Consider the following 16148-nt stretch of genomic DNA (forward strand, 5'->3'; position numbering starts at 1 on the left):
ACTTGTTTTATTGATTTAAATATCTCTTTAAAAATTCTTTTGTTCTAGCTTGAGTTGGATGATTAAAAATATGATCTGGCGATCCTTCTTCAACAATAACTCCGTCATCCATAAAAACAACTCTTGAAGAGACATCTCTTGCAAACTGCATTTCATGAGTAACCACGATCATCGTTAAACCATCATTCGCTAAATCTTTCATTACTTTTAAAACTTCATTGACCATTTCAGGGTCTAAGGCACTTGTTGGTTCATCGAATAATAAAACTTCAGGTTCCATACATAATGCTCTGGCAATCGCTACACGCTGTTTTTGTCCTCCTGAAAGCTGCATGCTGCCAGCTTTTGCAAAACGTTCCATTCCTACTTTTTTCAAGTATCTCATTGCTATTTTTGTAGCCTCTTCACGATTTCGCTTTAAAACTTTCATTTGTCCGATCACACAGTTTTCAAGAACAGATTTATTATTGAAAAGATTAAAACTTTGAAATACCATTCCAACTTTACTGCGATGAACATTAACATTGATCTCACCTTTTAAAATATCTTTACCATGATACATCACACTACCGCCATTAGGAGTTTCCAAAATATTTAAACAGCGTAGAAAAGTTGATTTCCCACTACCACTAGCTCCAATGATCGTTACTACTTCACCTTTAGAAACAGTAAAATCAATATCATGTAGAACTTCTAGATCACCAAAAGATTTCTTTAAGTGTTTTACTTCAATAATCGGTTCCATTATTTTACACTCCCTTCTGCATCAAAAGAAATAGCTTTTTTTCGATTCATTCTATTTTCAATATAATTCAAGATTCTTGTTGTTGGGAATGTTAAACATAGATAGATCAATGCAACAACAAAGTATGTTGGAACAAACGCATATAAACTACCAGCAACACTCTTTGCCTGATAGAATAACTCAGTAACAGCAATAACATTTAACACACTACTATCTTTAATATTGATTACAAATTCATTACCGATAGATGGGAAAGAATTTTTAATGGCCTGTGGTAAAATAATATAAATCATTGTTTGAATGTTATTCATTCCAATACTTCTAGCCGCTTCGCTTTGTCCTTTATCAACTGATTGTATTCCAGAACGAACAATTTCAGCCATGTAAGCTCCAGTATTGATCGTAATAACAAAGATACCTGCCGTAAAGGGATCCCAATGAACAATATTTTTAAGGCCATAATAGATAAATGCTCCTTGAACCATCATTGGCGTACCTCTAAATATTTCAATGTATAAAGTCGTAATTATCCATGCAATTCTTTTAATAGTTTTACTCACTAGGCTATCTCTTTCTTCAACTTTGATTGCTCGAATCGCACCAATTATTAAACCAATCAATAATCCTAAGATCGTTCCCCCAAAAGCCAAAGTTAAAGTAGAACCGATCCCACTAAAAAATAACGGACTATATACTTCAAAAATCTGCTTAGCAGCAACAAAAATGTTATCACTTAAATTTGTAATAGTAGCCGGAATTCTTTCAATTGCTTCATCCATCATTTCTTTTTTATCTTCATCAGACAAAGTATCAAGATATTCATTGATTGCATCTTTCAATTCCGGATTATCTTTATTTACAGCAATCGATACTGAAGTATCTGTTAAATCAACATCAAATCCTTTTCCATCGTCAAATTCAACATACGTTAAATCGGGATTTGTCGCAATGATTCCCGCAGCTACAGGTAATTCAGCTGTCACAGCATCAACTAATTCATTATTTAACTGCATTACCATCGCTGGATAATCTTCTAATGCTGTAGCATGTTTAACATTTGGTATTTGATCAATAACAGTATCATATAAAGTATTTAATTGTCCTAATACTTTTTTATTAGAAAAGTCTTTTAGACTTTTAGCATCTTCTAGCTGATCACCTTTTCTTATAATTAAAACCATCTGAGATTCATAATATGTTTGTGTAAAATCAACCCTTTGGCGACGATCAGCAGTATCAGTCATCCCCGCAATAATAGCATCAATGACTCCAGCTTGTAATGCTGGTTCCAAACCATCCCAGCTCATTTTTTTAATTACTAGCTCTTTTCCTAAATGTTTAGCAATAGCCCGAGCGATAGTTACATCATAACCATCAGCAAAGCCACTGCCTTCTAAGGGCACTGTCGTATCCGTCTCATTGACCTGAGTCCAGTTAAACGGTGCATAATTACATTCCATCCCGACAACAAATGTATTGTCATCCTCTTCTTCGGCCTTTACAGTATTTACTGGTATTAGTATTGAAAATACTAATATAAATGCTGTAAAGGTTTTTAATAGTTTTTTCATTTCCCTTCTCCTCACTTGATATTAAAAAAATCGTGCTATTAACACGACTTTTATTTTGCGTTAATAGCGCCCTTCATAACTGAAGGAGTGCTGTAAGTATTCCCTACAGCCCCTAGATAATAAATTGCCACTTATTATCTATCGGCAAAGATTACCTTTCCTATAGATCATCGTATGCCTACTCACTATAGTACTCTGACGCTTTGCAACCTCTATCCTTTTTCTCTTTAACAATATCTTAATCTAAGAAGTTTGTCAATATAAATAAATTTACCTCTTATATTTATCTAAATTTGATATCCGCTTGATAATTTTATGATAGATAAACAGCATATTTTTTTCAGTTACCAGCTTATCTATTTCATTGATCATAAGCCATTTTACGGCTTTATTTTCATCAAGTTTAGGTCTAATACTCTGCTTTTCATCAGCCATAAAAGCATATGAAATATTGAGATGAAGATGCGCCGGAACGATCTTATTATTTTTACAATGTGCTTGAACTGGCAGTATTTCTACTGAAATACAAGTATCAGTTAAAAGCTTCAAATTTTCAATTCCCGTTTCTTCTCTAGCTTCACGTCTGGCTGCTTGAACTAAATTTTCATTATCATCGAGATGACCTCCCGGCCAACTCCAAGAATCATAAATATTATGATATATCATTAAAACTTTATCTAAAGAAGAATTAGTGATCCATGCTGATACAGTTATGTGTGCTATTTCATTGTTTCGGGTTAAGTTATCGGGATTTTCCTTAATGAATTTTTTGATAATTTGAAGCTCTTTAACTTCAAATTCATCTTCTGAAACAAACTTTTCTAATTCTTTTAAAAACATATCTTAACACCTATGATCATTGATTTTAAAAAATTTCTTAATTTCCATTTAACTGTATTTTGGTAATTAGCTATAAGATCTATTTTGTAATTTAACTTTTCCATACTGTTCCTTTTTTATTATCGATAATATTTAAGATATTTTATTGTGTTTTTGTCTAAAATCAAACTATTTTTTGTATTTGGATCAATGATTATTTCATCAGTCTTAGCCATCTTTTTCATAAATTGTAAGCAGTCGATCATATTTACTTCTAAACAATATGATTGATTAGAGGTAAAACTGTTATTAGAATAAACAGAAAAATATTGTCGATTATTTATAATTGATATATTATTTAAAATCATTAATAAATCATCTTTGGGTATTTGCTTTAATTTTTGTTTAGAAATTTTGATTGTCGTATAAATATAAACAGATTTACTTTGTAAATAATCTAAAATATCTTTTAGATTATTTAATTCTTTATCAGCATTATATCTAGCTATTAAATTTGATAATTTATCTTCCATTATTCAACACCTTATTTATTTTTTACCAATCGATCATTATCATCAATATTTCGCAAAATCCGACAAGGATTACCAGTGGCAACCACATTAGCTGGAATATCCTTACTTACTACTGCTCCGGCACCGATCACAGCATTATCCCCAATAGTTACACCAGGTAAAATAATCGTACCACCGCCAATCCAGACATTATTACCGATCGTTACAGCTTTGCCATATTCAATATTTTTCATTCTTTCTTCGGGATCAAGGCTGTGGCAGGCTGTATATATTTGAACATTTGGTCCAATTAACGTGTAAGCGCCAATTCTGATTGGACAGACATCAAGTAAGATACAGCCATAATTCAACATAACATTTTCACCTATATAGTTATAACCATAATCACAGAAAAATGGCGGCTTGATCCAAAAATTACCGCTAGTATTAATTAATTTTTTAATTAACCTATTTTGCATTCTAATTTCATGAAACTTTTTTTGATTATATCGTTGACAAAGTCTGCTCGCTTTATCACGCTCTAAAACTAATCTTGGATTTAATGGATCATAAATTTTTCCATTAATCATTTTTTCTTTCTCACTCATCATTGATCCTTTCATCATCTAACTATTAAATGAATATGCAAAATTATATCACATTAATATTATGTCTACAATAAAAGCAAATTAGTAATTCTTTTTCTAATCTAAAAATAATTGTTTTCATATTTATCACTTATTTTTAATAATATATCCTATATATAAGACTGTATCCCTTTTATTGATTGACTTTGCCTCTTTAATCGTTATAATTCGACAGTGATAATTTCTAAAAATAAACTGGAGGTTCTGTAATTATGTTTTTCTTTAAGCATCTTATTTTAATATTATGTATAGTTCTATTGCTTCTATGTATGCTGGTTCCCTTAAAAAAGGAAGGTGTTTTTCCTAAATTATTAAGTTATCATAAAGCATATGCAATATTATTAGCTATTTTTTCTTTGCTTCATGGAATCTTAGCTGGACATAATGCTGGGATAACTAGCGGAATAATTGCGTGGTTAATTATGCTCGTTTTAATTTTATCAGCATATCTTATTAATAGGGATTCTATGATTTGGAATAAAATTCATCTTTTTTTGTCATTCATTCTTGTATTTGCTGTTATATATCATATTTTTTATGTTTATAGTATTTAGAAAATAAATAAAGGAAGAATTTATTGATAAATCAATCTTTCATCTTCCTTACTTAGAATCTACTATAAAATATTATATTTTCAATTATAATTTATTTTTCTTAACTTTATAACTTGGAACCCCTGGGCCCGCATCAATAATTGCTTGTGGGAAATGATCATAATTCTTAAAGTTTTCAACAAACATTTCTACTAATTTACGAGCTGTTTTATCATATTCACTTTTATGCAGCCAGGTTGAACTTGGATCCAATAATTCTTGTGGAACCCCTGGACAAAACTTTGGAATATTTAAATTAAAGAATGAATCTGTTTCATAAGCCACATAGTCTAGATCACCATTCATCGCAGCATTGATCATTGCTCTTGTATATTTTAATGGAATTCGTTTTCCAATCCCGTAAGAGCCGCCTACCCAGCCTGTATTTACTAAAAATACACTTGCTCCAGATTTTTCTACGTGTTTTTGAAATTGTTTTGCATATAGTAAAGGATCCAATGGTAAAAATGGTTCCCCAAAACAAGTTGAAAATGTCGCTTGTGGTTCTGTGACACCATCTTCTGTCCCTGCTAATTTGCTTGTATATCCTGATACAAAGTGATATGTTGCTGAATTTGGATCTAATTTAGAAATTGGTGGTAAAACACCAAAAGCATCAGCTGCCAAAAAGAAAATTGTTTTTGGCGGCTTCCCTACTCCACTTGGTTCAATGTTTGCAATAAATTGTAGTGGATACCCTACTCTTGTATTTTCTGTAATCGAATCATCATTGAAATCAATAATGCGGGTGTCTTCAAATAACTGGACATTTTCAGCAACTGCCCCAAATCTAACTGCATCCCAAATTTCTGGCTCATTTTCTTTAGATAGATTAATACATTTTGCATAGCAGCCACCTTCAAAATTAAAAATACTTGTTTGCGACCAGCCATGCTCATCATCACCAATTAATTTACGTCCCGGATCAGCAGATAAAGTGGTCTTTCCTGTTCCCGACAAACCAAAAAATAGAGCTGTGTTCCCATCGCGTCCAATATTAGCAGAACAATGCATCGTAAAAATATTTTTTTGTGGTAGTACAAAATTCATGACACAAAATATACTTTTTTTAATTTCACCGGAATATCCTGTTCCCGCAATTAACACAATATGTCGTTCGTAGTCGATCATAACGGCAACTTCACTATTTAACCCTATTTGCGGATCAACTTTACATTCTGGCGCTGCTAAAATCAAGTAATCTTCTTGAAAGTGTTGAAGTTCACGAGGCGTTGGTTTGATCAATAAATTTGAAATAAATAAATTTTGACTTGCTTTTTCATTGATAATTCTAAAAGCATATGAATATTTAGGATTAGCTCCGGCATAGCCATCAAATATATAAATATCTTTATCTTTAAAATGTTCAATCATTTGTTGATATACTAAATCAAATTTTTCACGTGATACTGGTTTATTCACTTTTCCCCATGCAATCAAATCATGAACAGCTGGAGTATCGACAATATATTTATCATCTGGCGATCTTCCTGTACGCTTGCCAGTATGAATGCATAATGCCCCAGCACGACTTAAACGTCCTTCCCCTTTTAACAAAGCTTTTTCTACTAATGATCCTGGGGGAATATTTCTAAAAATAGATCCTGTTGTGACAATACCATACTTTTCAATACCGTATGTCTCCATATAAAATACCTCCTTTTCTTTTTTTGCCTCCTAATAAATATCATACAAGGTAAATAGTAAAAAAACTAGTTATTTTAAATATTTTTTATATTTTATTAATAAAAAAATGTATGTAATTAATAATATATCTCTTACATACTTTAATATCTAAAATAATCAAAAGTTTCATATTGAATAATAAAAAACAGATATAACTTTAAATTTTATAATCTTTTAATTAAATATCCCGCTATTACATAAATGATCCAATTAATAAATATTCATAACTAATCAAATAAAACAAATCCTAAATGATAAATTAACTCATGAAACATTTTCGTATTAAACCCATAACAAATACAATCAAAATATTCTCCATCCCAGTCATTATTTAATTTATCTAATAATGGCTGTACTTCATCTTCTAATAAATCACAAGTACAATAAAATTCACTATGATCTTTTAATCCTTGATATTGTCGGGCTGGTGAAATAGAAAATTTAGGATCAATATTCAATAATAATTGTTTGATCATCTCAATATCTTTATCTGCTTCACTTGCAATAATCACATGTAATCTAGCTAACATTGTTTTTCACCTCTTCTTTATTTAATATTTTAATTAAAAGTAAACCACATTTGCAACTAATCTGATAATTCTTCTAATATAATATGTCTTGTTAAATAATATATTTTTATTATATAACATTAACGTTAATTTTAAAATTTCTATTTTCTTTGATCCATAAATCATATAGACACAGTCTAATTGTATCATCAATATTAAGCAGAAAAAAACCAGCAGGAGATCCTACCGGTTATTCACTAACAATAGCACTTTCAATAATCAAACGACTTGCTTTAACACGATTAAAATCATGTTTTAAATTTTCACGTTCAACATGTTTTAATACTTCTTCTTTAGACATTTGATTATATGAAGCCAGCTTTTCAATTTGTTCTTCTAATTCTTCAACAGTTGTATCAATATTTTCGATTTTTATAATTTCATCAATGATGGCTTCAAAAATAGCTTGTTGCTTAGCTGATGGTTCAACTTGTTGACGAAATGCAGTTTCATCCATATTCATCATTTGTAAATATTGTTCTAACTGCATCCCTTGTTGAGCTAATTGCATTGTAATATGTTGAAGCTGTTTTTCTAAAGCAATTTTTAATTCATCATCAGCTATCTCAACATCACTATCAGCTAAAACTTTATCAAAAATGGCATTTTCTTTTTGTGATTGATATGCTTGATCATATTGTGCTTGAAGATTAACCTTCATACTTTCATATAAATCAGCAACTGTTTTTAATTCTGGAACATTTAAAGAAGCAACAAATTCATCATTTAATTCAGCTTCTTTTTTAGTTTCAATTTTATGAACTGTTACTTTAAATACAACATCAGCTCCTGCTAAATCCTGAGCGCCATAGTTTTTAGGGAAAGTAAGATTTAAATCTCTTGTTTCACCTTTTTTCATCCCAATCATTTGCTCTTCAAAGCCAGGAATGAATTGACCAGAACCAATTTCTAACTGATGACCTTTAGCACTACCACCTTCAAAAGCAACACCATCTTTAAATCCTTCAAAATCGATTGTTGTAACATCGCCATTACTAACTTCACCATCTTTTTCTTCAAGAATTGAATTTTGCGCTACTAATGCTTTTATTTGATCATCAATTTCTTCTTGAGTAACAGTTTGTTTATTTACCGTTACTTCGACATTTTTGTATTGTCCTAATTTGTTTATTTTACTCATCATCTTTTTCCTTTCTGTTATGAGGTTCACTAATTGTAACATAACTATGTCTATTTAAGCAAGATTACTTAATGATCTGCGGCATTATTTATTGATTTACTTTTTTCATTACTTTGCATGGATTACCATAAGCAATACTATTAGCATCAATATCTTTAGTTACGACACTTCCCGCACCAATTACACAATTATCACCAATTGTAATTCCCGGTAAAATCACAACATTACCACCAAGCCAGACATTATTCCCAATAGTAATTGTAAGAGCCTGCTCTAACCCTTGATTTCTTATTTGAAAATCTAAAGGATGATTTGCTGTATATAAGCCACATGAAGGACCAATAAAAACATTATCACCAATTATGATCTTACCACAATCCATAAAATAGCAATTACTATTAATAAAAACATTTTTACCTAATTTAATATTATTTCCATAATCACACATAAAAGGACTGATCAGTTCTAAATTATTAGGCTGATAGCCTAATAATTTAATCATCAAAGCCGCTCTTTTATCTTTTTCTCCAGGTCTTGTTTGATTAAGATCAAAACATATATCCTTAGCTTTAAGCCTTTGTTCAATTAAATATGCATCATTGCTAGCATCATACCATAAACCTTTTTTCATCTTTTCCTTTTCATTCATAAACATTCTCCCTTGATTTTATAACTAATAAATTTAATTAATATTTGTAGTTTCCAAATAAATAACTTCATAATTGCTTGTTTACAATTTTTGATCTTCAAATTATCACAAATATAACTTATCTGAATAAATAAAAGTGCGTCAATTTTGCAATAATTCGATGATTCTATTTACTGTATCCTTTTTCAAATATCTGTCTACTTTTTTATACAAAACTCGATCTGTCTCAGCGATATTTTCTAAAATGTAGTCATTAGAAACGGGACTGTTAAAATTCAATAAATACACAAACCATCAATCCTGCATTCTGACTTTATTTCTATGTCTTTAAATCTTATTTTGCTGATTTTGATAATTAAATAGATAATAATTATCAATAATATTATTAAAAGTAACGCCATCATTTTTACCACCTGGTTTTAATAATCAATAATTAGATTTCATATCTAAATTATATCTATACTTATACAACAAAACAAGCATCAAAGATGCTTGTTTATTAATAATCTGAATAACTTTTATTTGTGGTTTTTAAAATATCAGTTGCATTTGTACCTTGATTTTGAACATCATCAATAATTTCTTGATCAGTTAATGATTGAAGATAAACATAAGCTGTATCACCACTAAAATATACAGCATAATTAACATCAGGGTCATTTTTTTGGATAATATTATAACAATCTGCGATTCCTCGCTTTTCAAATGTAACTGTTGCATTTGACTCATACTCTTTTTTTTCAACATTATAAATACCAAATTCAGCTGATGAAAAATCTTTGTTTAATTTTAAAAATGTTATTAAAGAAAAGCCTCTAGCATTAATATATGCTTCTGAATAATAATCAGTTGTTGTTGATGTTTCTTCATCAATGTTATCTAAGTCGGGAACATCAAGATTTTTTGCTAATTCTGGTAAATTAACAAAATCATATTCATCATAATTGAGATTAAATTCTTGTTGAAAATCATTGATCAAAGTAAGATATGCATTTAGTGCTTCTTTCAACAAAGGAACATTATCATAGGTTATTTTATTATCATTTCCGATCTTAAATTTTCCATTTGCTTCTTTACCATCATGATAATTTTCATTTTGATACTCTTCATAGCTATAAATGATTTTATATTCATGATATGATTCATCAGTTGACTCAATTGTCACTGTTTGGTCATAACGATTATTATTGTCTGTTTCACTTTTTTTGTAAATATATGAAATTGTTTTTGTATCATTTTGATTTTGTAAAGAAAACATCGTTGTTTTAGTTACGTTTTTCTCTTCAAAAATCTCACGAATTGTTAAAGATCGATGTTCTTTGTCTTCAATCTGAGACTTATCTTGAACGCCAATTTGCCAATTTCCTTCATCATAACTATTATTTTCTAACTTATCTTCTAAAACATTAATAGTCGCAGCCCAAAAATCATTATTTTTTTCTGCACTATTACCGCATCCTGTAATACCTAATATGATCATAGTCATTAAAACTAATTTTTTTATTTTCATAATACCTAAATACCTCCTGCATATATTATAGCTAGATATTATGAAATTAACAAGTTTGTGAAATTTTAATCAACATAGCTGATAATGATTCTTGTTTTCCCTTTAAATGTTATTTTAGAACAATCGGCAGGGATCAAAATATTTTCTGTAAAACCAAAATCTATAATTTGATCTTTATAAATTATATGGCAATCATTTAAAACATTCGTTAAACAGTAAAAAGTATCTCCATTAGGATAAAGTGTATATTTATCATTTATATCAATCAACTTTATTGTAAATTCTTTCCTTTGATATACTGTTGTTTCCTGCTGTATTTTAAAAGGATAAGAAAATTTTTGCCCTTTTTTTGAAAAATCAACCACATCAAAACATTTATCTAAATGAAGTTCTCTTTCATTACCACTGGCATCTTTGCGATGAAAGTCGTAAAAGCGATATGTTACATCACTATTTTGACTAATTTCTAATCCTAACAATCCACTTCCAAAAGCATGCAGCTGTCCTGATTCAATACAAATAAAATCGCCTTCATTCATCTCAATTCTATCAACATAATCTTCAATCTTTTCATCTTTGATTGCTTGTTTAATAACTTGAATATCATCAGTAGTTGTTCCTGCAATTAAATTACTTTTAGGATCTGCTTTTAAAATATACCACGCCTCGACTTTTCCTTCATCGTTTTCATATTTATGAGCATAGTCATCATTTGGATGTACTTGAATTGACAAAGAGTCTCGAGCATCCAAAAAAGAAATTCTTAACATCTGATTTCTTTTCTTTTTTCCTAAAATTTGTTTAGGATATAAGTCTAATAAAGTTGATAGTGTCTGTCCTTTATATTTACCATTGGCAATACAGTTATCAGCATGAGGATGAGCACTGATTTCCCAGCTTGAGCCGATTATTTCATCTCTACCGCGAATCTTAGCAAATTTCGTATTCCCCCATACAGTTTCTACATAAATGGGTTCGAATTTAAACGGATACATGTTCTTCATCAAATCCTTTCAAAATTGCAAATGATGCACTTGTTCCAATTCTAGTAGCCCCGGCTTCGATCATCTTTTTACAAGTTGCCCAATCTCTAATACCCCCAGCTGCTTTAACTTGAACTTCATCACCAACTACTTCTTTCATTAATTTGACATCCTCAACTAAAGCACCGCCAGTTCCAAAACCAGTACTAGTTTTTATAAAATCTGGTTTTACTATTTTTGCAATTTCAGCTAATTTCTTTATTTCTTCTTTTTCTAAATAACAATTTTCAAAAATTACTTTTGATAAGACATGATGTTCTTTACAAAGAGTTACGATACTTTTCATTTCTTCTTGGATGTAATCCCAATCTTTCATTTTTACTTTTCCGATATTTACTACATAATCAATTTCATCAGCGCCATCTATGATTGCTTTTTTGGTTTCAGCCAACTTTATTTCTAAAGGCGTTTGTCCTAAAGGAAATGAAATTGCGGCTCCAACATGAACTGATGAATCTTTTAACTGTTCTTTACAAAAGCTCACTGGCGCACTATTGATGGCTACCATGGCGGCATTGATTTCTTTTGCTTCTTTACATAACTTAATAAAATCTTCTTTTGTTGCATAAGGTTTTAAAAAAGTATGATCAAACATTCTAGCTAATTGTTCTCTTGTTAAAGTTTCTGTTTCCATTTTTACTTAGTTAACTTAGAAACTGTTCTAAGTTATATTCCTTTCAATATTTTTATTTAATGATTCCAAATTCCAATAAACAATTTTTAATTGCTTCTTTAGTCGGCATAAAAATTAAGCCAGCCTGAGTTGCTTTAGTCGTATCTAAGCGTAAATCACGGGGATCATCTTTGGTATAGTGACTATCATCACTAATTAATCTATCTTCAATGATCTGCTGGTCGACACCTAATAACTCCATAATATATTTTACTACATCATAACGACCTAAATCATTGATCGATCCAAAATGATATATTCCATAAGGTGCAGAAAATAATTTTTCTAAATTAATACATATTTCTTTAACATCACTCATTCCTCGATATTCATAATGAGTAGTTGTTATCGTTTTACCAGCAAGTAAACTTTGGATCGTATCCCATAAAATATTACTTCCTAAAGCACAATCTCTTTCCGGTAAGCCAAATAGCCATGTAAAACGGACGATCCAATATTCTTGGAGAATATCAGGTAATCTATTTTCTACTTCTAACTTATTTTCTCCATAAACAGTATTTGGACATGGCTCACTTTCTTCACTATATGGTCCAGCTTCTTTTGAACCATTAAAAACTTGTTCAGTAGAAATAAAAACTAATTTTGCATTGATTTTTTTACATGCTTTAGCTACATTTATTGCCCCATCAACATTAACCGCTCTAGCTCTTTGAGGATGTTCAATACAGTACTGCTGATCAGGAATCGCTGCGGCATGGATAACATAATCAGGTCTTTCCTTTAATAAATACTCGTTGACTATCTTTTCGTCTGTTACGTCTAATTCTTTAGAACCAGGCGTTAAAACCTGATACTTATTCTCCCACATTTTTAAAAAGCGGGAACCAAAAAAACCTTTTCCACCAGTTATAATAATTTTTTTCATTTTCTTACTCCTTTGTTATATTGTAATTACAATATAACATTAGTTTTTAATAAAATCAATAATTTAAAAAAAATCTATCTTCAAGATAGATTCTAATCATTCAATCTTAGCTCAATTTGAAACTGTGCAATCGCCCCATTATATCTTGCAATTGAATACTCAACTGGTTCTTCATTTTTATCTTTTCCAATTGTTTGACTATATAAAATTGGTTCTTTTGTCTCTATTTCTAAATAATCAGCAACTTCTTTACTGCACTGGCTGGCTTTAATTATTCTTTTTACACTTTCTACAGGTCGTCCTATTTTTTTCATTGATTCATACAAAGATTCTTTTTCTAAATCATATGAAAATAAACTTTGATAACTATCATATGGTAAATAAGTATCAATATAAACTAGCGGCACATTATCGCTATAACGTAATCTTGTTAAATGAATCAGTTTATTAGCATTTAATATTTCACGGGCTTTTTGATCTTTAGTGATTTCAAACTGTAAAACTTTAGTCTTAACTTCCATGTCTTCAGCACTTAACTCATTATAATAATTTGTTAATTCCGATAAAAATTTACTAAGAACTTTAGGCTTGGTTACTACTGTTCCTTTTGATCTTTTTCTTTGGATATAGCCTTTAGTTGATAACTCTTTATATGCCTGACGAATCGTTGGTCTACTTATTTTAAGAATTTTTACGAGTTCATCTTCTGGAGGTAAACGATCGCCTTCTACCAGTTTATTTTCTTTAATTAATTGTTCAATATAAGTATATAATTGATAATATAAAGGAATTGCTGAATTTTTATCAATGATATTACTTTGAAATAAATCATCCATCTTATTTACCTCCTATTGTTATTACAATTTTACTATATTTTTAATGATTAAACAAACTTAATTTATTAATATTATTAAATTATTATGATGCTATTGCAATATTTCTATAAAATCATTTTTACCATAATAAAAATGTAACAGCCAAATTAGCTATTACATTTTGTAAAAATAATCTAATTAATGTTTTGCTTTTTCAGCATCACGCCAGTTATTTTGATACCCCGTTAATAAGTCAACAAATCTTTTTGCCGTTAAATGCGGTCTAGTAATAGCACTTCCAACAACAACACTATGTGCTCCTAAAAAAATACATTTCATCGCATCTTCTGGGGTATAAATATGCCCTTCCATCATAACATAAGCATCATCTTTAAAATCTCTGCACATCCTTGCAAATTCACGCATATTTGGCTCTTCGATATGTGAAGTTTCTTTAGTATAACCATATAGGGTTGGTGCCACTATATCAGCACCGTTTTCTATCGCTCGTTTTGCTTCATCATAATTAGACACATCAGCAAAAATAATTGCTTCGGGAATTTCTTTTTTTACATCTTTAATCAAATCCCATGCCTGAGTTCCTTCATGAGTAATTTGAGCGGTACAATCTAATGCAATAATTTCTGCTCCTGCTTCCCAGATAGCTCTTACTTCTTTCATCGTTGGAGTAATAAAAACATCTGTATCATCGTGCCATACTTTCCATAAACCAATCATTGGTAATTCGGGAACAGCTTGTTTGATAGCTTTGATCTGTTCAGGCGAATTAGCTCTGATTCCGACTGCCCCTGCCCATCTTGCAGCCTCAGCCATTTTAACTACCATATCATCTGTATAAATTGGATCGTCATGTTGAACTTGACATGAAACAATTAATCCACCTTGCATTTTTTCTAATATTTCTTTTTTTCTTTTATCACTGGTTTTCATTTTTTATCTCCTCTTGATTAATTTTGATTTATTTGATTCATTACACCTCAATTTTAACAATACTATCATTTTAATTATTGGATAAAAGTGATAATTTTGGGATAAAAGTTATTATTATTTTGATTTTATTCTTTTATAATATTGTTTTGGTGTTTCCCCAGTGAATTCTTTAAATATTTTCGTGAAATGACTTTGATCATGAAAGGATAAATTGGCAGCTAAATCAATTAAACTGATATTTGATGATTGCATGATTCTTTTTGCTTCTTCGATTTTTTTACGATTAATATAATTTTTAATCGTTTCATTTGTCTCTGCTTTAAATCGTCTTGATAAATATTTACTATCTACATCAAAGTATGATGCAATAAATTGAACCTTTAAATTTAACGAAATATTTTCCATTATATAATCTTTACAATCGCGAATCAACTTCGTATTCCCTTGGCGTTTAAGTGATCTTACTTGTTTCGATAAATCATATAAAACATCAAGCTCCAGCTTTTCTAATTCTATACTAGTAGTTTTCTTTTCAACTAAACTAATATATTTAAGATTAAGGTTACTGGCATATTCATAATCCATTCCACCTTCAATTGCTGCTTGAACCAGCATAGCTAGGTAAGAAATGGTAAAATTTTTTCTATCTCGTAAAGTTCCTTTCAATAACTCTCTTCTTCCTGTATATGTCCAATAATCTTGAATAAATCTTTTTATTTCTCCAGGATAACCATTTTTTACGCATTCAATCATAATTTTATCACTGTTGTAGCCATTATGAAGATATTCTTTTTGATTAATAATATCTTCATTACGAATCAACTGCATTTCAAAAGCAGTATTTGTTTGGAAAAAAAGAGTATTTTCTTCGCTATCAAAATATTCATTGATCATATTTTTACATAAAGTTCCATAAGTACAAATTGCTTCATAAGATATTTTTTTGACACATTTATAATAATTCATTATAAGATCAATATCATAAATTTCATTATTTTTATCATACATCAAAATAATTTCGATACGCTTATACGTCTTTGTAACAAAGGGACCAATAATATACTTACCATAATGTACATTATGCAACAATAGATCAATTCCTAAATAATACAATCCTTCTTTAGAACATATTATTAATGGTCTATTTTGAATAGATGTATCTTTAAATAAATCAATAAGATAATTTGTCGTATTTTCTTTATATGGTGGTGTCATATTGGACGTATATTTTCCACTTAATCGATTATTATTCTTATCTAAAAAAACTACCTGAGATTTAACCAATTCATGTATTTTCAAACATACTTCATTAATTAAACTTAAAATCGCTTCATTCAT

The 16148-nt window shown here is 29.8% G+C and carries 16 protein-coding genes and 1 riboswitch; all 16 genes read right to left on the reverse strand.

Features of this window, described 5'->3' with window-relative positions:
- Positions 1-7: 7 nt before the first annotated feature.
- Entirely contained in the window at positions 8-745 is a 738-nt protein-coding gene (locus BR82_RS0101710) for an amino acid ABC transporter ATP-binding protein (protein ID WP_024720696.1), read from the reverse strand.
- A complete protein-coding gene (locus BR82_RS17865) occupies positions 745-2316 on the reverse strand; it encodes an ABC transporter permease subunit (protein WP_027088752.1) in 1572 nt (523 codons plus the stop codon). Before BR82_RS17865 ends, BR82_RS0101710 begins: the two co-directional genes overlap by 1 nt.
- A gap of 56 nt (positions 2317-2372) precedes the next feature.
- Positions 2373-2539, reverse strand: a riboswitch (Lysine riboswitch).
- Between the two features lie 47 nt (positions 2540-2586).
- Positions 2587-3156: an NUDIX hydrolase gene (locus tag BR82_RS0101720; protein WP_027088753.1), complete on the reverse strand. Its 570-nt coding sequence runs from the start codon at positions 3154-3156 to the stop codon at positions 2587-2589.
- 119 nt (positions 3157-3275) lie between these two features.
- Positions 3276-3668, reverse strand: coding sequence for a hypothetical protein (locus tag BR82_RS0101725; RefSeq protein WP_027088754.1), 393 nt, complete (start codon positions 3666-3668; stop codon positions 3276-3278).
- Positions 3669-3679: 11 nt separating this feature from the next.
- Positions 3680-4255 carry a sugar O-acetyltransferase gene (locus BR82_RS0101730; RefSeq protein ID WP_027088755.1) on the reverse strand — a complete coding sequence of 192 codons (576 nt, stop codon included), beginning with the start codon at positions 4253-4255 and terminating at the stop codon, positions 3680-3682.
- 677 nt (positions 4256-4932) lie between these two features.
- Positions 4933-6534, reverse strand: a complete 1602-nt coding sequence (pckA, locus tag BR82_RS0101740) for a phosphoenolpyruvate carboxykinase (ATP) (protein ID WP_027088756.1) — start codon at positions 6532-6534, stop codon at positions 4933-4935.
- A gap of 266 nt (positions 6535-6800) precedes the next feature.
- A complete protein-coding gene (locus tag BR82_RS0101745; RefSeq protein WP_027088757.1) occupies positions 6801-7103 on the reverse strand; it encodes a hypothetical protein in 303 nt (100 codons plus the stop codon).
- 229 nt (positions 7104-7332) lie between these two features.
- Positions 7333-8283: a trigger factor gene (gene tig, locus BR82_RS0101750; RefSeq protein ID WP_027088758.1), complete on the reverse strand. Its 951-nt coding sequence runs from the start codon at positions 8281-8283 to the stop codon at positions 7333-7335.
- 88 nt (positions 8284-8371) lie between these two features.
- Entirely contained in the window at positions 8372-8932 is a 561-nt protein-coding gene (locus BR82_RS0101755) for a sugar O-acetyltransferase (RefSeq protein ID WP_027088759.1), read from the reverse strand.
- Positions 8933-9431: 499 nt separating this feature from the next.
- Complete coding sequence (locus BR82_RS0101760) at positions 9432-10442, reverse strand: hypothetical protein (RefSeq protein ID WP_027088760.1); 1011 nt, start codon at positions 10440-10442, stop codon at positions 9432-9434.
- 65 nt (positions 10443-10507) lie between these two features.
- Complete coding sequence (locus tag BR82_RS0101765; RefSeq protein WP_240474485.1) at positions 10508-11446, reverse strand: type I phosphomannose isomerase catalytic subunit; 939 nt, start codon at positions 11444-11446, stop codon at positions 10508-10510.
- Positions 11424-12119 (reverse strand): deoxyribose-phosphate aldolase, encoded by a 696-nt coding sequence (gene deoC / locus BR82_RS0101770; protein ID WP_027088762.1) that lies wholly within the window; start codon positions 12117-12119, stop codon positions 11424-11426. Before deoC ends, BR82_RS0101765 begins: the two co-directional genes overlap by 23 nt.
- A 52-nt stretch (positions 12120-12171) precedes the next feature.
- Complete coding sequence (locus BR82_RS0101775; protein ID WP_027088763.1) at positions 12172-13044, reverse strand: SDR family oxidoreductase; 873 nt, start codon at positions 13042-13044, stop codon at positions 12172-12174.
- A gap of 92 nt (positions 13045-13136) precedes the next feature.
- Positions 13137-13880: a GntR family transcriptional regulator gene (locus tag BR82_RS0101780; RefSeq protein ID WP_027088764.1), complete on the reverse strand. Its 744-nt coding sequence runs from the start codon at positions 13878-13880 to the stop codon at positions 13137-13139.
- Positions 13881-14057: 177 nt separating this feature from the next.
- Positions 14058-14810: an N-acetylmannosamine-6-phosphate 2-epimerase gene (locus BR82_RS0101785; protein ID WP_027088765.1), complete on the reverse strand. Its 753-nt coding sequence runs from the start codon at positions 14808-14810 to the stop codon at positions 14058-14060.
- A gap of 114 nt (positions 14811-14924) precedes the next feature.
- Positions 14925-16148, reverse strand: coding sequence for a helix-turn-helix domain-containing protein (locus BR82_RS0101790; protein WP_027088766.1), 1224 nt, complete (start codon positions 16146-16148; stop codon positions 14925-14927).

The organism is Thomasclavelia saccharogumia DSM 17460 (assembly GCF_000686665.1).
GTDB lineage: Bacteria > Bacillota_I > Bacilli_A > Erysipelotrichales > Coprobacillaceae > Thomasclavelia > Thomasclavelia saccharogumia.

What these genes read in the sequence shown, in the direction of transcription:
- BR82_RS0101710 (WP_024720696.1), bottom strand. Translation starts at nt 745, where the DNA reads ATGGAACCGATTATTGAAGTAAAACACTTAAAGAAATCTTTTGGTGAT.
- BR82_RS17865 (WP_027088752.1), bottom strand. Translation starts at nt 2,316, where the DNA reads ATGAAAAAACTATTAAAAACCTTTACAGCATTTATATTAGTATTTTCA.
- BR82_RS0101720 (WP_027088753.1), bottom strand. Translation starts at nt 3,156, where the DNA reads ATGTTTTTAAAAGAATTAGAAAAGTTTGTTTCAGAAGATGAATTTGAA.
- BR82_RS0101725 (WP_027088754.1), bottom strand. Translation starts at nt 3,668, where the DNA reads ATGGAAGATAAATTATCAAATTTAATAGCTAGATATAATGCTGATAAA.
- BR82_RS0101730 (WP_027088755.1), bottom strand. Translation starts at nt 4,255, where the DNA reads ATGAGTGAGAAAGAAAAAATGATTAATGGAAAAATTTATGATCCATTA.
- pckA (WP_027088756.1), bottom strand. Translation starts at nt 6,534, where the DNA reads ATGGAGACATACGGTATTGAAAAGTATGGTATTGTCACAACAGGATCT.
- BR82_RS0101745 (WP_027088757.1), bottom strand. Translation starts at nt 7,103, where the DNA reads ATGTTAGCTAGATTACATGTGATTATTGCAAGTGAAGCAGATAAAGAT.
- tig (WP_027088758.1), bottom strand. Translation starts at nt 8,283, where the DNA reads ATGAGTAAAATAAACAAATTAGGACAATACAAAAATGTCGAAGTAACG.
- BR82_RS0101755 (WP_027088759.1), bottom strand. Translation starts at nt 8,932, where the DNA reads ATGAATGAAAAGGAAAAGATGAAAAAAGGTTTATGGTATGATGCTAGC.
- BR82_RS0101760 (WP_027088760.1), bottom strand. Translation starts at nt 10,442, where the DNA reads ATGAAAATAAAAAAATTAGTTTTAATGACTATGATCATATTAGGTATT.
- BR82_RS0101765 (WP_240474485.1), bottom strand. Translation starts at nt 11,446, where the DNA reads ATGAAGAACATGTATCCGTTTAAATTCGAACCCATTTATGTAGAAACT.
- deoC (WP_027088762.1), bottom strand. Translation starts at nt 12,119, where the DNA reads ATGGAAACAGAAACTTTAACAAGAGAACAATTAGCTAGAATGTTTGAT.
- BR82_RS0101775 (WP_027088763.1), bottom strand. Translation starts at nt 13,044, where the DNA reads ATGAAAAAAATTATTATAACTGGTGGAAAAGGTTTTTTTGGTTCCCGC.
- BR82_RS0101780 (WP_027088764.1), bottom strand. Translation starts at nt 13,880, where the DNA reads ATGGATGATTTATTTCAAAGTAATATCATTGATAAAAATTCAGCAATT.
- BR82_RS0101785 (WP_027088765.1), bottom strand. Translation starts at nt 14,810, where the DNA reads ATGAAAACCAGTGATAAAAGAAAAAAAGAAATATTAGAAAAAATGCAA.
- BR82_RS0101790 (WP_027088766.1), bottom strand. Translation starts at nt 16,148, where the DNA reads ATGAATGAAGCGATTTTAAGTTTAATTAATGAAGTATGTTTGAAAATA.